25 protein-coding genes are annotated in these 25,374 nt (G+C 65.7%); 19 read left to right on the forward strand and 6 right to left on the reverse strand.

Annotated features, from left to right (window positions below; genetic code table 11):
- Positions 1-128: 128 nt before the first annotated feature.
- Entirely contained in the window at positions 129-1,592 is a 1,464-nt protein-coding gene (locus G6N38_RS14990) for an aldehyde dehydrogenase family protein (RefSeq protein WP_407662990.1), read from the forward strand.
- 152 nt (positions 1,593-1,744) lie between these two features.
- Here the strand turns inward: G6N38_RS14990 and G6N38_RS14995 are convergent, their stop codons facing one another.
- On the reverse strand, positions 1,745-2,962 hold the full coding sequence (locus G6N38_RS14995) for a cytochrome P450 (RefSeq protein ID WP_246227938.1): 1,218 nt from the start codon (positions 2,960-2,962) through the stop codon (positions 1,745-1,747).
- Positions 2,963-3,035: 73 nt separating this feature from the next.
- Here G6N38_RS14995 and G6N38_RS15000 point away from each other — a divergent pair, with 73 nt between their 5' ends.
- On the forward strand, positions 3,036-4,646 hold the full coding sequence (locus tag G6N38_RS15000) for a flavin-containing monooxygenase (RefSeq protein WP_163748710.1): 1,611 nt from the start codon (positions 3,036-3,038) through the stop codon (positions 4,644-4,646).
- Positions 4,647-4,651: 5 nt separating this feature from the next.
- Positions 4,652-5,761 carry an alpha/beta hydrolase family protein gene (locus G6N38_RS15005; protein WP_163748712.1) on the forward strand — a complete coding sequence of 370 codons (1,110 nt, stop codon included), beginning with the start codon at positions 4,652-4,654 and terminating at the stop codon, positions 5,759-5,761.
- Here G6N38_RS15005 and G6N38_RS15010 read toward each other — a convergent pair.
- On the reverse strand, positions 5,749-6,357 hold the full coding sequence (locus tag G6N38_RS15010) for a TetR/AcrR family transcriptional regulator (protein ID WP_170314167.1): 609 nt from the start codon (positions 6,355-6,357) through the stop codon (positions 5,749-5,751). The genes G6N38_RS15005 and G6N38_RS15010 overlap by 13 nt on opposite strands.
- A 37-nt stretch (positions 6,358-6,394) precedes the next feature.
- On the opposite strand from G6N38_RS15010, the gene G6N38_RS15015 reads away from it, so the two are divergent.
- Genes G6N38_RS15015 through G6N38_RS15025 form a run of 3 tightly spaced genes read left to right on the forward strand, consistent with a single transcriptional unit; the run spans position 6,395 to position 8,704 of the window.
- On the forward strand, positions 6,395-7,255 hold the full coding sequence (locus G6N38_RS15015) for a protein kinase family protein (protein WP_163748714.1): 861 nt from the start codon (positions 6,395-6,397) through the stop codon (positions 7,253-7,255).
- Positions 7,255-7,629 carry a nuclear transport factor 2 family protein gene (locus G6N38_RS15020; protein ID WP_163748717.1) on the forward strand — a complete coding sequence of 125 codons (375 nt, stop codon included), beginning with the start codon at positions 7,255-7,257 and terminating at the stop codon, positions 7,627-7,629. Before G6N38_RS15015 ends, G6N38_RS15020 begins: the two co-directional genes overlap by 1 nt.
- 34 nt (positions 7,630-7,663) lie before the next feature.
- Entirely contained in the window at positions 7,664-8,704 is a 1,041-nt protein-coding gene (locus G6N38_RS15025) for a TIGR03857 family LLM class F420-dependent oxidoreductase (protein WP_179968564.1), read from the forward strand.
- 2 nt (positions 8,705-8,706) lie between these two features.
- Here the strand turns inward: G6N38_RS15025 and G6N38_RS15030 are convergent, their stop codons facing one another.
- A complete protein-coding gene (locus tag G6N38_RS15030; protein ID WP_163748721.1) occupies positions 8,707-10,206 on the reverse strand; it encodes an acyl-CoA carboxylase subunit beta in 1,500 nt (499 codons plus the stop codon).
- A gap of 62 nt (positions 10,207-10,268) precedes the next feature.
- Between G6N38_RS15030 and G6N38_RS15035 the strand changes: the two genes are divergently transcribed.
- From G6N38_RS15035 to G6N38_RS15045, 3 genes are all read left to right on the forward strand, one after another.
- On the forward strand, positions 10,269-11,297 hold the full coding sequence (locus tag G6N38_RS15035) for an LLM class F420-dependent oxidoreductase (protein WP_163752026.1): 1,029 nt from the start codon (positions 10,269-10,271) through the stop codon (positions 11,295-11,297).
- 98 nt (positions 11,298-11,395) lie between these two features.
- On the forward strand, positions 11,396-12,733 hold the full coding sequence (locus G6N38_RS15040) for an HNH endonuclease signature motif containing protein (RefSeq protein ID WP_163748723.1): 1,338 nt from the start codon (positions 11,396-11,398) through the stop codon (positions 12,731-12,733).
- A gap of 43 nt (positions 12,734-12,776) precedes the next feature.
- Positions 12,777-13,868, forward strand: coding sequence for an alkene reductase (locus G6N38_RS15045; protein WP_163748725.1), 1,092 nt, complete (start codon positions 12,777-12,779; stop codon positions 13,866-13,868).
- Here G6N38_RS15045 and G6N38_RS15050 read toward each other — a convergent pair.
- On the reverse strand, positions 13,841-14,329 hold the full coding sequence (locus G6N38_RS15050; RefSeq protein ID WP_163748727.1) for a DUF2834 domain-containing protein: 489 nt from the start codon (positions 14,327-14,329) through the stop codon (positions 13,841-13,843). The genes G6N38_RS15045 and G6N38_RS15050 overlap by 28 nt on opposite strands.
- A 74-nt stretch (positions 14,330-14,403) precedes the next feature.
- Here G6N38_RS15050 and G6N38_RS15055 point away from each other — a divergent pair, with 74 nt between their 5' ends.
- The gene (locus G6N38_RS15055) at positions 14,404-15,003 is read left to right on the forward strand and encodes a TetR/AcrR family transcriptional regulator (protein ID WP_163748729.1); all 600 of its coding nucleotides are present in this window, start codon (positions 14,404-14,406) and stop codon (positions 15,001-15,003) included.
- Between the two features lie 4 nt (positions 15,004-15,007).
- Here the strand turns inward: G6N38_RS15055 and G6N38_RS15060 are convergent, their stop codons facing one another.
- A complete protein-coding gene (locus tag G6N38_RS15060; RefSeq protein WP_163752027.1) occupies positions 15,008-16,156 on the reverse strand; it encodes a GNAT family N-acetyltransferase in 1,149 nt (382 codons plus the stop codon).
- Positions 16,157-16,326: 170 nt separating this feature from the next.
- Here G6N38_RS15060 and G6N38_RS15065 point away from each other — a divergent pair, with 170 nt between their 5' ends.
- Positions 16,327-16,719 (forward strand): nuclear transport factor 2 family protein, encoded by a 393-nt coding sequence (locus G6N38_RS15065; RefSeq protein WP_163748731.1) that lies wholly within the window; start codon positions 16,327-16,329, stop codon positions 16,717-16,719.
- 54 nt (positions 16,720-16,773) lie between these two features.
- A complete protein-coding gene (locus G6N38_RS15070; protein ID WP_163745677.1) occupies positions 16,774-17,181 on the forward strand; it encodes a hypothetical protein in 408 nt (135 codons plus the stop codon).
- Here the strand turns inward: G6N38_RS15070 and G6N38_RS15075 are convergent.
- The gene (locus G6N38_RS15075) at positions 17,064-17,417 is read right to left on the reverse strand and encodes a UBP-type zinc finger domain-containing protein (protein WP_163748733.1); all 354 of its coding nucleotides are present in this window, start codon (positions 17,415-17,417) and stop codon (positions 17,064-17,066) included. The genes G6N38_RS15070 and G6N38_RS15075 overlap by 118 nt on opposite strands.
- Before the next feature lie 283 nt (positions 17,418-17,700).
- Here G6N38_RS15075 and G6N38_RS15080 point away from each other — a divergent pair, with 283 nt between their 5' ends.
- Genes G6N38_RS15080 through G6N38_RS15110 form a run of 7 tightly spaced genes read left to right on the forward strand, consistent with a single transcriptional unit; the run spans position 17,701 to position 25,374 of the window.
- On the forward strand, positions 17,701-18,462 hold the full coding sequence (locus tag G6N38_RS15080) for an MlaE family ABC transporter permease (protein WP_163748736.1): 762 nt from the start codon (positions 17,701-17,703) through the stop codon (positions 18,460-18,462).
- Positions 18,459-19,268 (forward strand): ABC transporter permease, encoded by an 810-nt coding sequence (locus tag G6N38_RS15085; protein WP_163748737.1) that lies wholly within the window; start codon positions 18,459-18,461, stop codon positions 19,266-19,268. The genes G6N38_RS15080 and G6N38_RS15085 overlap by 4 nt, the downstream gene beginning before the upstream one ends.
- A 2-nt stretch (positions 19,269-19,270) precedes the next feature.
- Positions 19,271-20,614 carry an MCE family protein gene (locus tag G6N38_RS15090; protein WP_163748739.1) on the forward strand — a complete coding sequence of 448 codons (1,344 nt, stop codon included), beginning with the start codon at positions 19,271-19,273 and terminating at the stop codon, positions 20,612-20,614.
- Positions 20,611-21,639: an MCE family protein gene (locus G6N38_RS15095; protein ID WP_163748741.1), complete on the forward strand. Its 1,029-nt coding sequence runs from the start codon at positions 20,611-20,613 to the stop codon at positions 21,637-21,639. Before G6N38_RS15090 ends, G6N38_RS15095 begins: the two co-directional genes overlap by 4 nt.
- Positions 21,636-22,967 carry an MCE family protein gene (locus tag G6N38_RS15100; RefSeq protein ID WP_179968393.1) on the forward strand — a complete coding sequence of 444 codons (1,332 nt, stop codon included), beginning with the start codon at positions 21,636-21,638 and terminating at the stop codon, positions 22,965-22,967. The genes G6N38_RS15095 and G6N38_RS15100 overlap by 4 nt, the downstream gene beginning before the upstream one ends.
- Before the next feature lie 2 nt (positions 22,968-22,969).
- Positions 22,970-24,256 carry an MCE family protein gene (locus G6N38_RS15105; RefSeq protein WP_163748742.1) on the forward strand — a complete coding sequence of 429 codons (1,287 nt, stop codon included), beginning with the start codon at positions 22,970-22,972 and terminating at the stop codon, positions 24,254-24,256.
- Entirely contained in the window at positions 24,253-25,374 is a 1,122-nt protein-coding gene (locus G6N38_RS15110; RefSeq protein WP_163748744.1) for an MCE family protein, read from the forward strand. Before G6N38_RS15105 ends, G6N38_RS15110 begins: the two co-directional genes overlap by 4 nt.

Genomic DNA, 25,374 nt, shown 5'->3' on the forward strand with positions numbered 1-25,374 from the left:
CTACAGAATAGTACTGTAACCATTACCGTTGAGTTTCCTGGAACAAGAAGGTGGTGCCCGTAGTGGGCGAGCAAGGTGCGACGAGCGTCGAGGTGGGGTTGCGCGCTGGGCAGCGGGCCGAGACCCGAATGCTCATCGACGGAAAACTGTCCGGGGCCGCCGACGGCGCCGAGTTCGACAATCTCAGCCCGGCTACCGGCCGGCTGCTCGGAGTGACCTCCGCCGCCGGGCCCGCCGACATGGACCGTGCCATCGCCGCGGCCAGGAGGGCGTTCGACGAGACCGACTGGTCCACCAATCGCGAGCTGCGCAGGCGCGGCCTGGCTCAGCTGCAAGACGCGCTGGAAGCCGAAAAAGAAGACCTGCGTGAAGAACTGGTCGCCGAAGTCGGCTGCCCGGTGATGTCGACCGGCGACGCCCAGCTGGATTGGCCGTTGGCGGAATCGCTGCGCTATCCGAGTCGGCTGATCGACGAATTCGACTGGGAGCGAATGCTGGACGGTGGCGGGTTGTTCGGCGAGCGCAATGTGCGCACCGTCGTCAAGGAGCCGGTCGGCGTGGTCGCCGCCATCACCCCGTCGAACTACCCGGTCGAAGTCATCCTCAATAAACTCGGTCCCGCGCTGGCGACCGGTAACACTGTCATCCTCAAGCCGGACCCCAACACCCCGTGGAACGCCACCCGGATCGGCCGACTCGTCGCCGAGCACACCGACATCCCGCCCGGCGTCCTGGGCGTCGTACCCACCCCGTCCAACGAGGTGGCCGGGCTGTTGGCCACCGACCCCCGGGTGGACATGGTGTCGTTCACCGGCTCTACCGCGGTAGGCAAACAACTGATGCGCGACGGCGCCGACACCATGAAGCGCACCTTCCTAGAACTCGGCGGCAAGTCCGCGCTGATCGTGCTCGACGACGCGAACCCGGCCCACATCATCGGCGGTGCGGTCGGGGTGTGTGTGCACGCCGGGCAGGCCTGTGCGCTGACCACCCGGCTGGTGATCCACGAATCGCTCTACCCCGATGCGTTGTCGGCCATTACCGCGGCCTATCAGGCTGTGCCGGTGGGTGATCCGGCGTTGCCGGGAACACTCGTCGGCCCAGTCGTCAGCGCCAAGCAGAAGCGGCGGGTGCTCGAAGCATGCGATCAAGCCCGCCGCGACGGCGCCGACATCCTGATCGGCGGCGGAGGCGTCGAGGGCCTGCCGGACTACCTGGCCGGCGGGCATTTCGTGGCGCCCACGGTGATCGTCGGCGTCCACAGTCGCTCCGCGATCGCCCAGCAGGAGGTCTTCGGCCCCGTCCTCGTGGTGCTGCCGTTCCGCGACGACGATGACGCCGTCCGCATCGCCAACGACAGCGCCTACGGGCTGGCCGGTGCGGTGTTGTCGGGGTCGCTTGAGCGGGGCGTGTCGGTTGCCCGCCGGATCCGGACCGGCTCGATCGGCGTCAATGGCGGAATGTTCTACGGGGCCGACGCGCCGTTCGGGGGCTACAAGAACAGCGGTGTCGGGCGCCAGTGCGGCATCGAGGGTTTCGGCCAGTACTTGGAAACCAAGACCGTCGCGTTCCGCGCTCCGCGCACATCCTGACCTCCCGCCTCGAAAGGGACCCCGCGCGATCTGCGACGTCCGCGAGCGCGGTGCGGTATGGGACACGATCGCCGAGGCGGTCGAGGAGATGGGCCACTCGACATCGTCGTCGCCAACGCCAAGCCCTGGAGGGGATGAGTAAGGGTGACCGTCTAGCGGACGGGGTCGAAGGTCACCGGCAACGATGTCGGTGACCGGAACGGCTGGCCGTGGATGTGCGGGTCGTCGTCGGTCCGCAGCCTGATGTTCGTCAGCCGATCCAACAACGACTCCACGGCGACCCGGGTCTCCATGCGGGCCAGGTGCAGGCCCATGCAGGTGTGCTCACCCGCGGCGAACGAGATGTGCGGCACGTGCTTGCGGAAAATGTCGAACTCCTCCGGCTTGTCCCATCGTCGTTCGTCGCGGTTGGCCGAGCCGATGCACACGTCGACCACCGAACCGGCCGGTATCGCAACACCTGCCAGCTCGCTGTCTTCGCTGGCGAACCGTTGCACCGTGGTCAGCGGCGTCTCGTAGCGCAGACCTTCTTCGATCGCGGGACGGATCAGGTCACGGTCGGCCCGCACCGCGGCCAGCTGTTCGGGGTGAGTGAGCAACAGGTAGAGCAGATTGCCCGAAGACCGGTAGGTGGTCTCCAGGCCGGCGGGCAGCAGGAGCCGAAGGAACGAATAGATGGCCTCGTCGGTGAGCTTCTCGCCGTCGATCTCCGCGGTCACCAGATCGCCGATGACATCGTCGGTGGGCACCGACCGGCGCCTGTCGATCTGTTCGAGGAAGTACTCCTTGAGGGCCGCCGAGGCCTCAAATGCCTTCTCGTAGTTGACCGCATAGCTGATCAGCTGGACCGCCCGGCGGCGGAAGGTGGGCAGATCCTCCTCAGGTAGCCCCAGCAGGCGGGTAATCACACGGGTGGGGAACTCGAAGGTGAACTCCCGGACCAGGTCGACTTCACCGGCGTCGATGAACTCGTCGATCAACCCGTCGACGATGGGCCGCACGATCTCGGGTTCCCACCGGGACAGTGATTTCGACTTGAACGCGGCCGACACCAGGTTGCGATGCTCCCAATGCGCCTTACCTTCCATGCCGAGGATGCTCGGGCCGATGAACAAGCCGATGGTCGAGTCGTAAATCTTGGAGTTGAACACCTTGCCGTCACGGAACACCGTGTTGACGGCGTCGAAGGACACCGCGGCGTACTCATTCTTGGGCCGAAGTGATTCGGGGGTTGTGGAATGGTCGATGACCGTGCCCCGGAAGATCCCTGTTCCGCCGCGCATCTCGGCGAAGAAGGGGTAGGGATCGCGCAGGTAGTCGGCTGCCAGCGGCGGCGCAGCGGCGCCGGTGTCCTGGGTCTGGCTTCCCACGGGTCCCCCTGCTAGTTCTTTACTGTAAGAGTTACAGTAACATCCGCCGTGCGAGGAAGAGAAGGGCCCGTGGATGGACAGTGCTGACGTGATCGTGATCGGGGCCGGATTCTCCGGTCTCTACCTGCTGTACCGGCTGCGGCAGCTCGGGATGCGGGTCCAGGTGCTGGAGAAGGCCGAAAAGGTAGGCGGCACTTGGCTGTTCAACCGCTATCCGGGCGCCCGCTGTGATATCGAGAGCATCGAATACTCCTACAGCTTCTCCGACGAGATCCAGCAGGAATGGGTCTGGACCGAGACCATGCCGGCCCAGCCGGAGATCGAGGCATACCTGAACTTCGTCGCCGATCGGCTCGACCTGCTCCGCAATATCCGGTTCAACAACGACGTCACCGCGATGACCTTCGACGAGGACAGCGCGACCTGGACGCTGCAGACCGCCACCGGCGAGACGTTCGTCGCGCCGTTTGTCGTCGCGGCCTCGGGCATCCTGTCGGTTCCGCTGGAACCCGACATTGACGGCATGGGGACCTTCGCGGGGGAGTCGCTGTTCACCAGCCGATGGCCCGAGGGCGGGTTCGACCTGACCGGTAAGCGGGTCGGCGTCATCGGGACTGGCTCGACCGGTGTGCAGATGATTCCGGTGATCGCCCGGGAAGCCCACCAGCTCTTCGTCTTCCAGCGCTCGCCCGCGTTCACCCTGCCGTGGGAGGTGCGACCGTTCGCACCCGGCGAGCTCGACGAGATGAAGGCGAACTACGTCGAGATCCGCGAGGCTCAGCGCCAGCACCCGGTCGGTGCGGCCCGGTTGTCGGCGTTCTCGGTCCTTATTGACATGCTCGGCAGCCCGCCCATCAAGGCGGCCACCCGGGAGGAACAGCTGCGCGCCGTCGAGGAGCACGGCGTGATGGGAGCGCTCAACTGGGGCGACATCTTCTTCGATATCGAGGCCAACCGGATGGCCACCACGTTGTACGGCGAGGCGATCGCCCGGATCGTCACCGATCCCGAAACCGCTGCGGCATTGGTGCCGAGCCATCCCTTCGGCTGCAAGCGCCCGATCATCGACCAGGGCTACTACCAGACCTATAACCGTGACAACGTCACCCTGGTCGATCTTCGCAGGGAGCCGATCCGGGCGATCACCGCGAACGGCATCGACACTCCCATGCGGCACTACGACCTCGACGCCATCATCTACGCCACGGGGTTCGACGCGATGACCGGCGCGCTCACCCGCATCGACGTTCGGGGCCGGGGCGGTGCCTTACTGCGCGACGTGTGGGCTAGCGAGGGGCCGGTCTCCTACCTAGGGCTCGCGGTCGCCGGGTTCCCCAATCTGTTCACCGTCCAGGGGCCGGGCAGCCCGTCGGCGGCGACCAACTTCGTCACCGCGCTGGAGCAACACATCGAATGGATCGGCGACTGCATCGCGTATCTGAGAGCGGGCGGCTATCGCACCATCGAGGCATTGCGGGCCGCACAGCAGGAGTGGATCGAACACACCACCTCCCTTGTGGCGGCCACGGTCCTGGTACACCCGAGCTGTAATTCGTGGTACAACGGCGCGAACGTTCCCGGCAAGAAACGGATGTACATGGGCTACACGGCGGGTATCCCCGAATGCCGTCGGCGCTGCGAAGAGATCGCCGACGGCGGCTACGTCGGCTTCAAGCTGGCGTGAGGACGATGCGACTGAGCGCACATCCGTACCGTCTGGTCACCCAGCTCGGTGGTCTGTTGCCGCGATCGGTGGCTGCGCTGCAGGGCGAGGCAGGCTGGAATCCGCTGTCCGGGCGCGGGATGCGGCAGGTCGCCGAGGTCGCGCTCGACGAGCTGGTGGTCACCGGGATGACGTTGATGTCCTCGCCGCCGCAGCTCGACCGGCCGGTCGAGGAGTACGCCGGGGTGGCGGCGGAGTTGGCGGCCCTCGGCGTGGCCGGCGTGCATCGTGACCCGGAGCCGTTGCAGGTGAAGAGGATCCGGCCGATCAACGCCGGTGTGCTCTCCTACGAGCGGATGAGCTACGACCATGACCCTCGGTTGGTTCCGGCGCTGGCCGAAGGACACGAGGGGCCGGCCTGCGCCGAGGTGGTGCTGTTCCGCCACGAGGACGGCCCGCGGCCATGGCTGGTATGGGTACATGGCGCGGGTCAGGGTGGGATGTCGGACATTCTGGTCGCCAGGGTCGGCCGCATCCATCACAAACTCGGCTTCAACGTCGCCCTGCCGGTCCAGCCGGGGCATGGGCCCCGCCGCGATCGGTGGCCGGCCTATCCGGGGACTGATCCGGTCGCCAACGTCGCCGGGATGGTCCGGGCTGTCTCGGAGGTCCGGGCGGTGCTCAGCTGGATCGAGCCCGACGCGACGACGATCGCGTTGTCCGGGCTGTCGCTGGGCAGCGCGGTTGCGGCATTGGTGGCGGGACTGGACGACCGGGTCGACGCCGTCGCCCTGTATACGCCGATCCTCGGCCTCAACGGGATGATCGCCCGGCATCTGCACCGGTGGGGTCCGGCGGCCGATATCGTCGGCGCGGCAATGGCATCCGACATCGTGATGGAGTTGACGTCGGTGATCGACCCGTTGGCCATCGAGCCGCTACCGCCGGCGGACCGGCGGCTGATCGTCGGTGCCTGGCATGACCAGATGGCGTACCGGCAGTGCGCACTGGCGATGCACGACCGGTGGGGCGGCGAGTTGTACTGGCACGACGGCGGGCACGTCGGGCATCTGTTCTCGGGTGCCGTACAGACGCAGACCGAACGTTTCCTGGCTGCGCTGACTCAGGCGCCGTAGTCCCGCAGAATCCGATCGCGTGCGTGCGTCAGCTCGGTGTCCAGATCGAAGCCGGTGGGAAGCGCGATCCACAGGAAGGCGATGCCGAAGAACACCGCGGTGATATCGCTGACCGCTCGGCCCAGATCGATGCCCTGGCGAACAGAATTGTCCCGCTGGCCTTTTCGCAAGCCATCCGCGACATTGGCGATCCCGCCGGTCAGCTGGTCGCTGACCCGTTCGCGCAACGGCGAGGTCGTCTTCATGGACTCGAAGGTGGAGACGAACATGGCGCGCAGCACGTCGGGGTCATGGGCGTAGAGGTCGCGGATGCGGTCGATATGGGCCAGCACCTGGTCCATGCCCGTCGCCTGGGGGTTGGGGTTCGGGTTGAGCCGCCCGACGTACTCCTGGAGGAAGTCCTCGAGGATGGCCTCCTTGCCGCCGAAGCGGGCATGCACCATCGTGCGGCTGTAGCCCGCTCGGCGGCCGATCTCGGCAGCCGTGGTTGCCTCCCAACCCTTCTCGACGATCAGCTCGGCGGCAGCCTCCATCAGTCGGCGTCGGGAAGTCTCGACCCGTTCAGGTTGCGTCAAACCGCGTGCGGGAGAGGGCACCCTTGCATATTAAACACACGACAACTATCTTGCAAGGGTGACTTCAGCCACGGCAGCGGTGCCGTCCGGCATCGACGCCGTCGACTCGGCGTGGCTCACCGACGCACTGCGGTCGGACCCGACCATTCCGGACGACGCCACAGTGACTGCCGTCATGGCCGAGCAGATCGCTCAGGACAGCGGGTTCTCGTCGCTGCTCTATCGCTTGCACCTGACCGGCAGCCCTGGCCTACCCGCGACGGTGATCGCCAAGCTGGCCGCACAGTCGCAAGCCCGCGGCGCGATGGAGTTGCTCGGCGGATACCGGCGCGAACTCGCCTTCTATCGCGATATCGCCGGGCGTGCCCCGATGGACGCACCGCATGTCTACGCCGCGCGGATGGCTGACGACTCGGCCGACTTTGTGCTGGTGCTGGAGGACTTGCGGGAGTGGGACAACGCCGACCACCTTGCTGGGTTGTCGCTCGAGCGCGCCCGGCTGTGTATCGGGCAACTGGCCGGTCTGCATGCCTGGTCGGTGCAAGCGTCGACCACCGCAGCGCTGCAAGTGTTTCCGCGCTTCGACATGCCCGCGGTCCGCGATCTGCTGGTGCCTGCCTTCGAGCCGGGGTGGGACATTTACCGTACGCACTCGGCGGTACCTGTGCCTGAACCCGTCGCGCGCTTCGCGGCGCGGTTTACCGAGCACGCCGCCACCGCGCTCGCCGGCCTGACCCGAGCGGTCCATGCTGCTACATGGCGACACTACCGGCTGGCAGCCGGTTTCCTCATGCTGCTGCCCGTCATCATCTTGATCGGCTGGGGCGCACTCCCACAACGGTCACGGGACCTCTGCCTGACGCTCACCGACCGGGCCGTGGCCACGATCGCCGACATCAACGCGGTGGAGGTGTTCTGATGAGCTGCACCGCGCGTGAGGTCGTAGAGTTGTACAACCTGGTGGTCTGGAACGATCGGGACGTCGTGCTGGCCGAGGAGCTGCTGGGCGACAACGTGATTCGCCATGAGGTCGGCGAATCTGTGGTGCTGACCCATGACGAGGCCGTCCAGCGCGTGGTCGATCACCTGGAGATGTTTGACGAGATCCGGTTCGACCTGAGCCTGGTCGTGGCCGGCGACGACGGTGAGCATGTCGCGATCGTTTACCAGTCGCCGATGACGCTCAAGGATGGCATGGAAACGACCATCGGCAGTATGGAGATCTTCCGTGTGGTCGATGGCAGGATCACCGAAGTGTGGAACTGCGGCTATAAACGAGGAGTTTGGGCGTGACGGATCCGGCGGGCAGGAGCTAAGCGACATGGGGATAGACACGCGCGTGCTCGACGAGTTGGGTTACTACCTGCTGGCCGGCGCCGGCGGGGAGGGCCCGGCCACCCTGATGGAAGAAGCGCGCCGGGGTGAGGAGCTGGGCTTCGGCACCGGCTTCATCTCCGAGCGCTGGAACGTCAAGGAGGCGTCGTCTCTGGTCGGTGCGGCATGCGCGGTGACCAGCCGGATGCAGATCGCCACGGCGGCCACCAATCACAACACCCGGCACCCGCTGATCACCGGCTCGTGGGCCACCACGATGCACCGGCTCTCCGGCGGGAGATTCACTCTCGGCATCGGACGCGGAATCGCGGCGATCTACGGGGCCTTCGGCATCCCGCCGGTGACCACCGCGCAGATGGAAGACTTCGCCCAGGTGATGCGCCGGTTGTGGCACGGCGAGTTGATCGTCAATCATGATGGGCCGCTGGGAAAGTACCCGATTCTGTTCCTGGATCCGGATTTCAACGAGGACATCAGGTTGGCCCTCGTGGCGTTCGGGCCCAACACGCTGAAGCTCGGCGGGCGGGCGTTTGACGATGTCATCTTGCACACCTACTTCACCCCGGAGACGTTGGCGCGCAGTGTCAAGACCGTGAAGGATGCTGCCGAGCAGGCCGGCCGCGATCCAGACAGTGTGCGGGTGTGGTCGTGCTTTGCCACGGTCGGCGATCACCTCCCCGAGGAACTGCGGCTGAAGAAGACGGTCGCGCGGCTGGCCACCTATCTGCAGGGTTACGGCGATCTCCTCGTCACGACGAACAATTGGGATCCCGCTGTGCTGGCACGTTTCCGCGCGGATTCGGTGGTGCAGTCCGTTGGTGGCGGTATCGATCACAAGGCGACCGCCGAGCAGATCGAGCAGATCGCCACATTGATTCCCGAGGAGTGGCTGGAACCGTCGGCCACCGGATCGGCGCAGCAGTGTGCGGCGAGGATCCGAAAGGAATTCGACTACGGCGCTGACGCGGTGATCATGCACGGCGCCACCCCCGACGAGTTGGAACCGGTTGTCACGGCCTACCGCCGGTTGTGACCCTAGGGTGTGATGGCTGTCCGGTTCACCGGTTCAGCGACTTCCTGACGGCTGAAGACACCGCGCTGCAGTGCGAGCAGTAGGGCGTTGCGGGTTTCCTCCGGCGCGATCAGCTCGTCGAAGCCGAGACTGCCCGCCGAGCGGTATGACGCCTCGAGCTCCATGTTCTTCAGGGTCTCCGTGACATCCTCGTCGGCGTGCGAGGCCCGGCTCAGCGCGGCCGCGCTCATCGCCCCCATGGTTGCCCCCGGGTAGGCGAATGTCGCCACCTGATTGTCGAAACCCAGCAGCGACATGACCATTGAGCCGAAGCCGAAGGCCTTCCGCAGCGTGACGTGGAGTTTCAGTGTGGTGGCCGCGGTCTGGGCAACGAACATCCTTGCGCCGCTTCGCAGTACGCCACTGCGCTCGGACTGGCCGCCCGGCAGCATGCCGGGATTGTCCGCTAGGAAGACGAGCGGCAGGTGGAAGGAGTCGGCGACCATGATGAAATGCGCGGCCTTGTCGGCAGCATCGGAGTCGATGGAGCCAGCCAGTTCGGTGGGCTGGTTCGCGACGACCGCGACCGGATACCCGCCCAGATGGGCGAGTGCGCAGATGATGGCTGTGCCGAACTTCGGCTGTATCTCCAGCCAGTCCGTGTCGTCGAAAACGACGTCGAGAACGCCTCGCATGTCGTAGATGTTGCGGTTGTCCCGGGAGACAATGTCGAGTAGTTCCGGGGTGGGGCGCGGACCAGCGTTCTCGTCGAACAGCCGCGTTGGGGGATACGACCATGCGCTGGAAGGGAAATAAGACAGATAGCGCCGGATGTCGTCGAGTACCGCCTGGTCGGTCTCGGCATAGTTGTGCACGACGCCGCTGGGTAGCGCGACGGTCGGACCGCCAAGTTCCTCCTTCGAGATATCCTCTCCGGTAGCCTCTTTCACGACCGGGGGACCGGCGGTGAAGATCGCCCCCTGATTACTCATGATGGAGAAGTCGCAGACTGGGGCGACAAGTGCGCCGTGGCCGGCGGACGGGCCGAGGATCGCGGATATGGTGGGGACCTTGCCGGAGCATCGCGCCTGGGCGATCAGATCGGTCGGGGTGCGGCCGTAGTGCTCACCGCCCGCGGCGCGGAAACCGGCGCCCTCCAACAGCATCACCAACGGGATCTTGCTGCGCAGCGCGAGTTCGGCGAGGCGATAACGCTTGGCGTTGCCGCCGGGGCCGATACTGCCGGCCAGGGTGGTGAAATCCTCAGCGCCGACCATCACCGGCGTTCCGTCGATGCGACCGGCGCCGGCAACGAGTCCGTCGGCGGCGATCTCGCCACCAACCAGGGTGCCGAACTCCTGGAACGTGCCGGGGTCGAGGAGGTGGTCGATTCGAGCTCGGGCGTCGAGTTTTCCCTTGGCGTGGTGTTTGGTGACGCGCTCCTCACCGCCCATCGCGTGCGCGTGTTGACGGCGGCGACTCAAGTCGTGGAGCGTCTCCTGCCAGTCCTGCGCGTTGCTCATCGACGTGTCCTAACCCTGGCGGCGTTGACCATACTGAAGTGCTTACTGTAGCCTCTGCCGACATGGGCGAGGTCGGCGGTCTCAAGGTCGACCGGGGTGTGATCAGCCGGCTCTCCGCCGTCAGTGCTGCGGCGCGCGAGGCGGAGCGACTCGGTTACGACGGATGCTGGACCGCTGAGATCAATCACGATCCGTTCCTGCCGCTCACCCTGGCTGCCGAGCACACCACTCAGATTGAACTGGGGACCAGCATCGCGGTGGCGTTTGCCCGAAATCCGATGACGGTGGCCACCATCGGTTGGGATCTTCAGGACTTCTCCCAGGGGCGGCTGCTGCTCGGGCTGGGCACCCAGATCAAGCCGCACATCGAGAAGCGGTTCAGTATGCCGTGGAGCCGGCCGGCCCGCCGGATGCGCGAGTTCATCCTTGCGCTGCATGCGATTTGGGATTGCTGGCGGGACGGCACCAAACTCAGCTTCGACGGCGACTTCTACACCCACCGCCTGATGACACCGATGTTCGTGCCGGAGTGGCACCCGTATGGGTCACCGAAGATCGTGATCGCGGCGGTTGGTGAGTTGATGACGGAGGTGTGCGGCGAGGTCGCCGACGGACTGATCGCGCATGCATTTACGACCAAGCGGTATTTCGACGAGGTGACAATCCCGGCGCTGCAGCGGGGGATGGCCAAAACCGGGCGCGCGCGGGCCGATTTCCAGGTGATGGCACCGGTTTTCGTGGTCACGGGTTTCGACGAGGCGGAGATCGCCACGGCCGCGGCGGCGAGTCGCAAGCAGATTGCGTTCTATGCGTCCACGCCTGCGTACCGGAAGGTGTTGGAGCTCCACGGCTGGGGCGAATTGCAGACCGATTTGCACCGGCTCTCGCTGGAAGGCCAGTGGGATGCCATGGCCACGCTGATCGATGACGAGATTCTGTCGACGTTCGCCGTTGTGGCGCCGCTCGACGACTTGGCGGCGGCGCTGCGCGAGCGTTGCGACGGCATCATCGACCGGGTGATGGTCGGGCTGCCGTCATCGGCGTCGGAGGAGACCGTGCGCGCGTTCCTGGACGAGGTCCGCGCCAGCTGAGTTTCGTTGTGGCTGTGAGCTTTATCCCCAGACTCGGATTTATCCCCAGATTGTCTTTGGGCGACGGTTTTGTCGGTGGGTGGGCATAGTGTTCGAACATGGGTTCGAGTAATGCGGTGCGCGACGCGCTCACCGCTGCGGTCGACATTGTGGCCGCTCTCGATTTCGACGCACTCGACCCGCCCGAACGCTTCGCAGCGTTGGAGCTGATCGAGACCCAGCAGCGTCGCCTGACGGCGATCTCACATGCCGGGGTGGCCAAGTTGGAGCAGTTCGAGGGCTGCCCGCCGGTGGGGATTGCGTTGGCTGATGTGTTGCGGATCAGTCCGCGGGAAGCGCGGCGGCGGATCCGCGACGCCGAGCAGTTGGCACCGCGGACGACGTTGATCGGGGAGCCGTTGGCGCCGGTGCTGAAAGAGACGTCGACGGCCTGGCGCGACGGGCAGCTTGATGGCGAGCATCTGCGGGTGATTCAGAAGTTCTTCCGCGACCTGCCCGATCACGTGCCCCCGGTTGAGGTCGAGAAGGCCGAGGCGTCGTTGGCAGAGCATGCCGTGAATCTGCGGCCCGACCAATTGGAGAAGGTCGCCTACCGGCTGGCGCTGCATCTGAACCCGGATGGCACGTTCTCCGACGAGGACCGGGCCCGCAAGCGCGGGTTCGTGTGGTGTGGCGGCCAGCAGGTGGACGGGATGAGCGTGGGCCGGCTGATCGCCGACCCGGAGTTGCGCTCGGAACTGGACGCGTGGTTCGCGAAGTTCGCCGCCCCGGGTGTGTGCAACCCCGCCGATGGGTCTCCGACCGTCACTCCCACTGACGAGGTGGCCGGGCGGGATCTGCGCAGTTATGGCCAGCGTCAGCATGACGCTCTTAAAGCGCTGGTGCGCGGACAACTCGGGGATCCGAAGTTCGGTCAGCACAACGGCTTACCGGTCACGGTGATCGTGACCGCCACGCTGCAGGACATCCAGAACAAAACCGGACACGGGGTCACCGCCAGCGGAGTGGTGATGCCGATCTCGGACGTGATCCGCACGGGTGCCCACGCGTACCACTACCTGGCGCTCTTCGACGGAGTCAACGGACGGCCGTTGTGGCTGGGCCGCACCAAGCGGATCGCGTCTGCTGATCAACGAATCATCCTGCACGCCAGGGATCGTGGCTGCACTAGGCCCGGTTGTGATGCGCCCGGATATCACAGCGTGGTTCATCACGCCGCCCAAGACTGGAAGAACGGCGGCACCACCGATATCAACGACCTCACCCTGGCCTGCCCACCCGACAACCAACTCGTCGAAACCGGCGGCTGGGACACCCGAATACTGCCCAACGGTCAAACCGAGTGGATCCCACCACCAGGGCTGCCCATGCTCAAAGGCGGCACCAACACCTACCACCACCCCGACCGCCTCCTGCCCAAAGCTCTCGATCCGTGAGCTGAGGGAATGAATCGGCGCGTTCTGGCACTTGTAGCCAAGCATGACGTTCACCCTGGCCGACGATGCAGCCCTGCTCCAGCCGATCACCATCGGGTCGAGCACTGCCCGGAATCGGCTGTTCATGGCGCCGTTGACGCGCTCGCGCGCCCAGGCCGACGGCACGCCCAGCGACCTGCAGGTCGAGTACTACGCACAGCGTGCGTCCGCGGGGCTGATCATCACCGAAGCCACAGCCATCTCCCAGGTGGGTAACGGTGCCTACGTCAACACCCCTGGCATCTACACCGATCGACACCAGGAGAAGTGGGCTGAGGTCGCGTCGGCCGTCCATGCCAGGGACGGGCTGATGTTCATGCAGATCTGGCACGTCGGCCGGATGGCCCACCCAGATATCAACGGCGCCGAGTCGGTGGCGCCCTCACCGATCGCAGCCGATCTGTTGGCGCACACGCCGTCCGGCAAGAAACCGCTCCCGGTGCCCCGAGCCCTCGGCAGCGACGAAATCCCCGGTGTGGTGGCACAATTCCGCGCCGCCGCGCGTCGTGCCGTCGATGCCGGACTCGATGGTGTCGAAATCCATTCCGCCAACGGCTATCTGCTACACCAGTTCCTCTCCGATACTGCCAACACCCGCACCGACCGTTACGGTGGCTCTGCGCAGAACCGCGCGCGACTGACCGCCGAGGTCGTCGAAGCGGTGGCTGACGAGATCGGGGCTGGCCGGGTCGGGTTGCGCATCTCGCCGGGAAACGGCGCCGGCGGTGTCAACGAGATTGACGCCGTCTCGGCCTACGAGGCTCTGCTGCACAGGATCTCGCCGCTCGAGCTGGCGTATCTGCACGTCCTGATCAACCCGGACGCCGCTGAATTCGGCGTGGTGCGGGCGCTATGGCCAGGGCCGTTCGTCCTCAACACCGGCCGCGATATCGACACCAGCTTCTGTCAGCTCGAGAATCTCGTCGACTGGGGTGTCATCAGCGCGGCCGCCGTCGGCCGGGCCTATCTGGCCAACCCCGACCTCATCGACCGGCTGCGCACCGGCGCCGAACTGACCGCGCCGGACGTCGCTACGTTCTACTCGCCGGGTGCTGCGGGCTACGTCGACTACCCGACGCTGGCGCCGACCGTCTGAGCTGACTTCTCTTGTAGCCGCTGGCGTTCCACAGTGGCGAGGTAGAACGCCCAGGCGAACGCGAAGCTGGTGAACAGGCTGGAGACGAAGAACAGCCACGGCCGGCGAATCCCGCGGCGGTAACCGTCGATGATCGTGAACAACGGCAGCAGGATGACATTGCCGATCGTGTAGTCCTGGCTGGCTGATGCCGCGGCGGGGTTGTCGTACCCCAGCGTGATGAACTGCCACCAGCTGCCCGCGCCGGTGAAGACGTTCCCGCTGCCGTCGGCGTACTGGTGCACGAACTGGATGTTGAAGTACCAGCCCAGCACGATCGACGCGAGTCCGACAACGTAGTAGAGGATCTCGAGCGCACTGACCGCGGGCCCACTGGCGGGCCGCCGGAAGATCGATGAATTGGACCCGATGATCCATGCGATGACGAGGACAGCCAACACTGCATGCACGAGGAGCGTCATGGCTTCGTAACTGTAGTGAAGATCGCCGCATGTTTTGTCAATTTTGACAATACGTTTTGCGGTACGTTACCCCCGTGGTTCGACCTGCTCAGACGGCGCGCAGCGAGCGCACTCGCGACGCGCTGCGGCGTGCCGCCCTGGTGCGCTTCCTCGCTCAAGGTGTCGAAGACACCTCGGCCGAGCAGATCGCTGATGACGCCGGCGTCTCGCTGCGCACCTTCTATCGGCACTTCACCTCCAAACACGATCTGCTGTTCGCCGACTACGACGTCGGCCTGGAGTGGTTCCGTGCCGCACTACAGGCCCGCTCCCCGGGGGAGTCGATCATCGAATCGGTGCAATCGGCCATTGACGCCTCGCCGTATGACCCGGAGGCCGTCGCTCAGATCGCCGCGCTGCGGGCCAAGGAACTCGACGCCGGCCGCATCGTCCGCCACACCCGGCAGGTGGAGGCCGAGTTCGCCGATGCGATCGCCGACCAGCTGTCGATGAGCACCCCACCGGCCACACCCGACGAGCGGCTGCGCGTCATCGTCACCGCCCGGTGCATCGCCGCAGCCGTCTTCGGCGCCATGGAGCTGTGGATGGTCGGCGAGGACACCTCGCTGGCCGAGCTCGCGCGACTGTGCCGCACCGCGCTGGAGTCGCTTCGTGACGGGATCGTCGGAGACTAGCGCTTCAGAACCCGTAACCCAGCTCGGCGGGAACCGCGGAAGCGAACGCGAGGTCAAGGTGAGCAAGCAGGCTTGGGCTGTCACACCGGAGTCGATGCGCGCGCGCGAACGCTGACGGCCGATGAACGCCGAGGTAGATGCTGCCCAGCACCGATAGATCCACGTGCACATCGGGGCTGGCCTCGCTCGGCACACAGCGTGCCCGTCCGTCGTCGATGGACAGATCGAACCGTCCGCCACCGCCGAGCTCTCCGTCGGACACCTCCACGGTGACTGCGACGTCCCGAGAATACGAGCGGGCTTCCAAAACTGTTGGTATATCGGCGATTCGAAGCCACAGTGCGTCCTCGCTGCCGACCATGCGCGCCTGTCGTGGGTCGGTGAGCAGGTAGGGCAGCGGGTCTTCTGGGTAGGTGTTGACGGTGATGGTTTCCATCAGGTCCAGCCCGAGCAGTGCCTGCCACAGGGCGATGCGGGCGATGCTGGTGACCGCGGTGAACTTGGTGATCTCCACCGACCTGCTGGTGTCGGTGGTGTGGGTCCGGTACATGGCGAAGCCGTCGCTGTGCAGGAGCGTGAAAAGTTGGCTGCCGCCATGCCGTCCGGATTCGCGGTCGGCCAGGACCTCGTCCCACAGCACCGCCGGGGTATGCAATCCACCCGGCGTGTGCCGTCGCCAGCGGTCGTAGATGTCGACCAATGCGTCGCGGTGCTGGGCCGGGTCGACGATCCGGACCCCGCCGGGCTGCGGTACACCAGGATGCATCTGCGTCGCGCGCCGATCGACGCGGAGGGTGTTCTCGATGGTGGCCGGGCCGTAGCCGAACCGGCCGTAGATGGTGGCCTCGCTGGCGAGCAGCCCCAAGAGTGGGTACTGCGCATCGACCATCCGCCGGTGCAATTCGGCGAACATCGCGCGCAGCACGCCGCGACGCCGATGGGTGGGAGCGACCGCCACCCAGGTGACACCCGCCATCGGCAGCAGCTGGCCGCCGGGCACCGTCATCTCCAGGTCCAGCACCATCGACATCCCGACGACGTCCGCTCCGTCGCAAGCCAGCACGACACTCTCCGGTGACGTCATGGCCTGCCACGTGGCCACGGTGTCCGGGTCGGCAAAGGACCCGAACGACGTGGCCGCCAACCTCCTCATCGCCGACCAGTCCTCGTCGCCGGCGCTGCGCAGTGTCACACCCTGGGGAGGGGAGATCGCAAGATTCACGCCCCGACGTTGTCATATCGCGCCGGCGGTCGCATTCGTATTTCTCCCGGGCAGATTGGGCACCGGTGCCGACGTGATCTTCACCGTGGCATGCTGAGGCCATGCATGCATTTCGCGCCGCCGTCGAAGCCGGTGATTTCGGTGCCCTGCCCGCCCTGTGCGCCCCTGACGTGGTCTTCCGCAGCCCCATCGCCCACAAGCCGTACCACGGCCGCGACCAGATCGGCGTCATCCTGCGGGCGGTATCGCGAGTGTTCGCCGACCTGACCTACATCAAGGAGATCGGCGGCGAGGGCCAGGCCGACCATGCGCTGGTGTTCACCGCCAAGGTCGGCGACCTCGAGATCAACGGCTGCGATTTCCTGCACGTCCGCGAGGACGGGCTGATCGACGAGTTCACCGTGATGCTGCGCCCGCTCAAGGCGGTTACCGCATTCGCCGAGCGGATGGCTGTCGAATTTGAAAAGGAAATGGCCGCGGCCGGATTGACGTAAACGCCTCGGCGTGTGCTCCGCACTTCGGCTGCCGACCGGAGGACTATCTAGTGCATGGCCAGGATCGGTGACGACTCCTTGATCGTTCGCGGGGAGCAGCGCCCCGACGGCACTTGGCTTTTCACCATCCGCTACATCGTGCATTTTGAGCCCGGCGAGCTCGGGACGCGCTTCGCCGACTCGGTGCAGATCTGCGCGGACAGCGTCGCGACTCCGGTTCCGTTCATCGCCTGCGGCCGCTCGGTGCTACGCAAGAAGCGGGTCGTGGTCGACGACAACACCCTGACCGACGACGCGTGCGCGACGGTACGCGTGCGGCGCCGCGGCGGCGCCGATGCACTGATTCAGTCCGCGCGGTTGCGCAGGATCTCCACCCAGTCGGTCGGCACCCGCCCGCGCGGGCCCGGGGTGGTCTCCTCCGATGGCCGGCTCTCTGGTGGGGCCAGGTCCGGCCCGTCGTAGTACTCGCCTGTCTGGTAGTCCCAGAACCAGTCCTCACCCGGCTCGAACGACCGGATGATCGGATGCCCGCTCTCGCGCCAGTGCGCGGCAGCGTGCCGCATCAGCGAATCGTCGCAGCAGCCGATGTGACCGCAGGCCGCACAGCGACGCAGGTGCACCCACCAGCCACCGGCGGCTTCACATTCGACGCAGCCCGTGCCGCTTGGTGGAACCGATGGATCGACCGCTTCAGCCATGTCTGTGAGCTTACTGGCGGCGAGAACGGGCGCGCGGCAAGTTTTCTGCTCGCCCCGATTTAATCCGTCTGAGTGGAATCAAAAGCGTTGGGGCAACCAGCCGATACCCGGTATTGACGTACGCATTCGTGCAACCAGTTGCATTGACAGCTAATCATCGCCCTCTTAGCGTCCGGCGCAGGCTTGACGACGAGAGGACGCATGTGGGATCCGCAGAGGGGTGCTGGCGTAAGGCGGCGATGACGCCGCCGTCGCCGCGCCGCTCCTCACCCCTGCTGCATCCATGAGCATCGCGTGGTCCAAGCCGGTTTTATCGGTGGGGGACTTCGTCGTCCTGGTCGGTGAGACCTTCGCGGCAATGTTCCGCCGGCCCTTCGCCTGGCGTGAGCTGCTCGACCAGATCTGGTTCGTGGCGCGCGTGTCGATCGTCCCGACGGTGGTGCTGTCCATCCCCTACACCGTGCTCATCGTGTTCACCCTGAACATCGTGCTGCTGGAGGTGGGTGCTGGCGACCTCGCCGGTGCCGGCGCCGCGCTGGCGTCGGTGACGCAGGTGGGTCCGGTCGTGACCGCGATCGTTGTCGCCGGTGCCGGCTCCACCGCGATGTGCGCCGATCTTGGCGCCCGCACGATCCGCGAAGAGATCGACGCCATGAAGGTGATCGGCGTCAATCCCATCCAGGCGCTGGTGGTTCCCCGGGTGGTCGCCGCGACTTTCGTTGCGCTGATGCTGTATTCGGTGGTCGCCGTCGTCGGGCTGGCCGGGAGCTACTTCTTCGTCGTCTACCTCCAGCACGTGACCCCGGGGGCGTTCGTCGCCGGGATGACCCTGCTGACCGGCCTGCCGCAGGTGGTCGTCTCGCTGGCGAAGGCCTTTCTGTTCGGCCTGTCCGCGGGTCTGATCGCCTGCTACAAGGGACTGTCGGTCGGTGGCGGACCGACCGCCGTCGGCAACGCCGTGAACGAGACCGTGGTGTTCGCGTTCATGGCGCTATTCCTGATCAACATCCTGGCGACTGCGTTCGGCGTGAAGGTGGCGCCATGACGGCCAGGATCGTCGAATCCACCCGCAGGCTGGGGGAGCAAACTGCGTTCTACGGCAACGCACTGGCCGCCACCGGAGAGGCCATCCGACGTTATCCGGCCGAAGTCTTGCGGCTGATCGCGGTCATGGGGATGGGCACCGGCGCACTGGCGGTCATCGGCGGCACGGTGGTGATCGTCGGCTTCCTCACCCTGTCCACCGGCGCACTGATCGCCGTCCAGGGCTACAACACCCTGTCCAACGTCGGGATCGAGGCCCTCACCGGTTTCCTCGGCGCGTTCCTCAACGTCCGGTTCATCGCCCCGGCCACCGCAGGGGTGGCGCTGGCCGCGACCATCGGCGCCGGTGCCACAGCGCAGCTGGGCGCCATGCGCATCAATGAGGAGATCGACGCGCTGGAGGTGATGGGCATCCGCGCCGTCACCTATCTGGCGTCCACCCGCATCGTCGCGGGCATCATCGCGGTCGTTCCGATCTACACCGTCGCCGTCCTGATGTCGTTTCTGGCCACCAAGTTCGGCACGACGATCATCTACGGCCAGTCCCGCGGGGTCTACGACCACTACTTCACGACGTTCCTGCACCCCACCGACCTGTTGTGGTCATTCGTCGAGGCACTGGCGATGGCCGCTGCGGTCATGGCGGTGCACACCTATTACGGCTATACCGCCACCGGAGGCCCGGCGGGGGTGGGCGAAGCGGTCGGCCGTGCGGTGCGGACATCGATCACCGCGGGCGTTTTCATTCTGTTGACCATCACACTGTCCGTATACGGGCAGTCCGGCAATTTCCATCTGTCGGGGTAGCGGTGGCGAATTCATCTCGGCGGGCCAAGATCGACCCGATCTGGTGGGCACCCGTGCTGATTCTGGTGATCGCGGCGTTGACCACGTTGACGGCGCTGCTGTTCACCGGCACGTTGCGGAAAACCATTCCGCTGACGCTGATTTCGGACCGGGTCGGGCTGGTCATGGAGGACGGCGCGAAGGTCAAGCTGCGCGGTGTACAGATCGGTGAGGTGTCTGGAGTCGGAACGAAACGTGGGGCGAACGGCGTCACTCTGTCCACGCTGAACCTGAAGATCGACCCGGGGCCGTTCCAATACCTGCCGAGCAACGTCGAGGCCGAGATCAAGTCCAGCACCGCCTTTGGCGCCAAGTATGTCGACCTCATCGTCCCGTCGGACGGCGCCGGGTCGCTGAAACCCGGCGCAGTGGTGCGCTCCCGCAATGTGACAGTCGAGGTCAACACCGTCTTCGAGAACCTGCAATCCGTGGTGCATTCGCTCGACCCGGCCAAGCTGAACGCGGTGCTGTCAGCGGTGGCCGAATCCGTTCGCGGCAAGGGCGATCGGATCGGTCAGGCCATCACCGCCGCAAACACTGTGTTGCTCGCTGTCAACCCGAGAATGCCCACCGTGCAACGGGACTGGCAGCTGTTCGGGAAGACCGCTCAGGCGTATTCGGATGCCGCACAGGATATCCTGGGGATTCTGGACAACTTCACCACCACCAGCGCGACGATCACCGCGGGAGCAGGTGCGCTGGATAACCTGCTGTTGTCCGCGGTCGGCTTCTCCCAATCGGGGATCAACACGATCGGAACCAACCAGCCCAACCTGGTGCGCGCAATGAACATCCTCGACCCGACCACCGCCCTGTTCATGAAGTACTCGCCGACCTATACCTGCCTGTTTCAGGGCGCCCAATGGTTCCTCGAGAACGGCGGACGAGAGGCGTTGGGCGGCAACGGGAAATCGGTGATCATGGATGCGGCGTTGCTGGCCGGTGACGACCCCTACCGTTATCCCGACAATCTGCCGATCGTCAACGCCAAGGGTGGCCCCGGCGGGAAGCCGAGCTGCGGTTCGCTGCCCGACGCCAGCAAGAACTTCCCGGTCAAGTATCTGGTCACCGACACCGGCTTCGGTACCGGCCTGGACGTGCGGCCCAACCCGGGCATCGGATTCCCCGGCTTCGCCAACTACTTCCCGGTCACCAAGGGCGTACCTGACGACCCGAAGATCCGGTATCCGGGCGGTCCGGCTCCGGGCCCCTGGCCGGTCTACCCAGGACAACCGGCCTACGGCGCACCCGAATACGCGCCGGACGGCACTCCGCTGAGCCCGCCGCCGCCCGGGGGCCAGCCATGAGATCCCGGACTATCCGCTCGGTCATCCGGGTGGCGCTCTTCACCGCGATGTGCCTGCTGTTCACGTTCATTCTTGTGACGGTGTTCGGGCAATTCAGGTTCGACTCCCGCGCTGCATACAGCGCGGTGTTCACCAACGTGTCAGGCCTCAAGGGCGGCAACTTCGTTCGCATCGCCGGCGTCGAAGTCGGCAAGGTCACCGACATGACCCTGCACAAAGACGGCACGGTCACCGTGGACTTCGCCATCGATAAAGGCCTGCAACTCACCGAGGGCACCCGCGCGGTGGTGCGCTACGAGAACCTGATCGGCGACCGGTACCTGTCCCTGGAAGAGGGCGCGGGATCGGTGCGCAAACTCGTACCGGGCCAGACCATTCCGCTCGCGCGCACGTCGCCGGCACTTGATGTCGACGCACTGATCGGGGGGTTCCGGCCGCTGTTCCGCGCGCTGGACCCCGACCAGGTCAATGCGCTGTCCGGTGAACTGCTGCGGGTGTTCCAGGGGCAGGGCGGCACCATCTCATCGGTGCTCGCCCAGACCTCCGCGCTGACCACGACGCTGGCCGGGCGGGACCAGCTGATCGGCGAGGTCATCACCAACCTCAACACCGTGCTGGGCACCTTCGCCGCCCGCGACGACCAGTTCTCCACCGGCCTGGACAAGCTGTCCCACTTGGTCCAGGGCCTGGCCGATCGCCGAACCGACATCGGCAACGGCGTGGCCTACATCAACGCCGCGGCGGGGTCGGTCGCCGACCTGCTGACCGCCGCGCGACAACCGATCAAGGACACCGTGGTGCAGACCGACCGGTTCGCCGGCCAGGTGATGGCCGACCACGACTACGTCGATGATCTGGTCAAGACGCTGCCCGACGCCTACCAGGTGCTGTCCCGCAACGGCCTGTACGGCGACTACTTCGGCTTCTACCTCTGCGATGCCATCCTCAAGGTCAACGGCAAGGGCGGCCAACCCGTCTACGTCAAACTCGCGGGCCAGGACACGGGACGGTGCACACCCAAATGACGCGAATCAGCCTCAAGCGCCCGAATATCAAGCCACTGGCCGAACGTAATCGGTTGACGGTGGGCATCGTCGGTGTCCTTGTCATTGCCGCGCTGGTGGTCGCGGTCTTTTCTTACGACAAGATCCCGTTCATCAAGGGAACCAGCGACTACTCCGCGTACTTCGCCGAGGCGGGCGGCATCAAGACCGGCAGCGACGTGCGGGTGTCCGGGCTCGGCGTGGGCCGGGTCTCCGACATCAAGCTGCAGGGCGCCAAGGTGCTGGTGGATTTCACCGTGCGCGACGGTGTCGAGCTGGGCGATCGCACCGAGGCCGCGATCAAGACCGAAACCGTGCTCGGCACCAAGTATCTGGAGCTGACGCCACGGGGCGACGGGTCGCTGGCCGGTCCCATTCCGTTGGAACGCACCAAATCTCCCTACGATCTCACGGACGCCCTGGGTGACCTCACGACGACCATCAGCGGCCTGGACACCACGCAGTTGTCGTCGGCGCTGACCACATTGGCCGACACCTTCAAGGACACCCCGCCCGATCTGAAACTCGCCCTGGAGGGTGTCGCCCGCTTCTCCGACACGCTCAACACTCGCGATGCCAAGCTGCGTGACCTGCTGGCAAACGCCAACAAAGTCACCGCGGTGCTGGCCAAGCGCAGTGACCAGATCGCCCAGCTGGTCGCGAACGCCAACGCATTGCTGGCCGAGCTTCTGGCACAGCGTAATTCGGTCGATGCATTGATGGGCAACCTGAGCGCGGTGTCCGCGCAGATCTCCGGCCTCGTCAACGACAACCGGACCCAGCTCAAACCCGCCGTCGACAAGCTCAACGGGGTGCTCGGTATCCTGGACAACCGCAAGCAGGAACTGCAGCGGACCCTGTACTTGTTGCGGCGCTATGCGATGTCGTTCGGTGAAGTGCTCGGCTCGGGACCGTTCTTCAAAGCCTCGCTGGTCAACCTGGCGCCCGGCCAATTTTCTCAGCCGTTCATCGATGCGGCGTTCTCCGACCTGGGGCTGGACCCCAATACGTTGCTACCGTCGCAACTGGTCGACCCCGGTGTCGGCCAGCCGGCAACCCCACCGCTGCCGGTGCCGTTCCCTCGAACCGGGCAGGGCGGGGAACCGAATCTGACGCTGCCCGAAGCAATCACAGGTAACCAGGATCCGAACCTCCCAGCGCAGTTCCCCGGCCGCTATCCCTACCGCGAGCCGTTGCCTGCACCGCCGCCGGGCGGCCCACCGCCTGGGCCGCCGGCGCTAGCACCCGCGCCCGGTGAACTGCCGCCGCCGTCCATTCCGCCGGTGCCCCCGGCCGCCGGAGGGAATTGACGATGCTGAACCGATATCGGCGCTTCACCCAGATCGTCACCGGGATCAGCCTCGTGGTCATGCTCGCCGTCGCGATCGTTGTCGTCGCCACCCCGTGGGGGCGCCACGTCGCGCGCAATACCTATGTCGCCTACTTCTCCAATACCAACGGCCTCTACACCGGCGACGAGATCCGCATCCTCGGAGTGGCTGTTGGGACAGTGGATAAGATTGAACCGCAACCGAGTTCGGCGAAGGTCACGTTCTCCGTCGATAGCCAGTACCAGGTGCCCGCCGCCGCCAAGGCAGCGATCCTGTCGCCGTCGCTGGTCTCGGCGCGGGCGATCCAACTGATTCCGGCCTACTCCGGCGGGCCGACGCTGGCCGACGGCGCGAGTATCCCGATCGAGCGCACCGCGGTTCCCATCGAGTGGGACGACCTGCGCAGGCAGCTGGAAAAGCTGACCGACACACTGCAACCCACCACCCCAGGTGGAGTGAGCTCGCTGGGTGAATTCATCAACACGACCGCCGACAACCTGCGCGCGCAGGGCGAGACCGCCCGCGACACGGTCATCAAGCTATCGGCGGCCGCCTCCGCGCTGGGCGACCACGCCACGGACATCTTCAGCACAGTGCGCAACCTGCAGTTGCTGGTGTCGGCGCTGGCGTCCAGTAGCGATCTGCTCGCCTCGTTCAACACCAATCTGGCCGACGTCACCACCGTGCTGTCCAACTCTCCCAACGAGATCGCCAACGCCACCCACGGCCTCGACGGCGCGGTCAACGATCTGCGCGGCTTCGTCGCCGAGAACAGGGAAGGCCTCGGGGTGACCTTCGATCACCTCAACGCGATCACCACCGCACTCAACGACAGCCGCGGCGATATCAAGCAGGCCCTGCACATCGCACCGACGGTCTTCTCCAACTTCACCAACATCTATCAGCCGGCCCAGAGCGCCATCACCGGGATCCTGGCCCCGGTGAATTTCGCCGATACGGTCCAATTCATCTGCAGCTCAATTCAAGCCGCGGCACGCGAAGGCGCTGAGCAGTCTGCCAAGTTGTGCACGCAGTACCTGGCGCCGATCATCAAGAATCGGCAGTACAACTACCCGCCGCTCGGAATCAACCCCTTCGTCGGTACGGTCGCGCGCCCCAACGAGATCACCTACAGCGAAGACCGGCTCAACCCGCACCTGCCGCCGGCTGCGCCTGTACCGCCCGCCGGTGCTACGGGCGCACTGGCCACCTCAACCGATCCGAGTCAGGGGCTCGCAGGCCTGATGGTGCCGGGCGGCCAACCATGAAGCGGCTAGTGGCTTTCGTGCTCGGTGTCGCGTGCCTGTCGGCGGTCCCGGGATGCCAATGGCGAGGGCTGAATTCGCTGAGCCTGCCAGGCACCACGGGCACGGGGCCTGGCTCTTACACAATTGCGGCGCAGCTGCCCGACGTGGTGACCATCCAGCAGAACACCCGGGTGCGGGTCGCCGACGTCAACGTCGGCAACGTCACCAAGATCGAAGTCCAGGACTGGCACGCCCTGGTGACGATGCGCATCGACGGCGACGTCCACCTGCCGGCCAACAGCACCGCCAAGGTTGGACAGACCAGCCTGCTTGGCTCGATGCACATCGAATTGGCCCCTCCCAGCGACGAACCACCCCAGGGGCAGCTCAAGGACGGCTCGCTGATTCCGCTGTCGAAGGCCAGCACCTATCCGACCACCGAGCAGACGCTGGCCTCGGTGTCGGTGCTGCTCAACGGTGGCGGGCTGGGCCAGCTGCAGGAGATCAACCAGGCCTTCGCCACCGCGTTGTCCGGCCGCGAGAATGATATGAAAAGCCTGCTGACTCAGCTGGATACGTTCATCGACCAGCTCAACGCCCAGACCGACGACATCATCACCGCCACCGAACGGCTCAACAACCTGGCCGGGCAGGTCGCCGCCAAGGATGCCACCGTGGACAAGGCACTCACCACGATCCCGCAAGCGCTTGCGGTGCTGTCTGATTCGCGTACCAAGCTCGCCAACGCGATCGACGCGCTGGGCAAGTTCGGTGCCATCGCCGCCGACACCGTCCACCAGACCAAGCAGTCGCTGGTGGACAACCTGCGCAATATCGCCCCCGTCCTGCGCGAGCTGGCCAACGCCGGGCCGGCGCTGACCAGAGGGCTGGACTTCCTGTCCACCTATCCGTGGGTGAAAAGCACTATCCCCAACTGGTTTCGGGGTGACTTCGCCAACATCACCTTGGTCATCGACCTCACTCTGAGCCGCATCGACAGCAGCCTTTTCACCGGCACCAGGTGGGAGGGCAACCTGACCGAACTCGAAATGCAGTGGGGCCGCACCATCGGCCAGATGCCGAGTCCGTACACCGCGGTCAATCCGTTGATCGTGCCCTACCATTTCGGCGGGTACTGA

This window comes from Mycolicibacterium helvum, assembly GCF_010731895.1.
Classification (GTDB): Bacteria; Actinomycetota; Actinomycetes; order Mycobacteriales; family Mycobacteriaceae; genus Mycobacterium; species Mycobacterium helvum.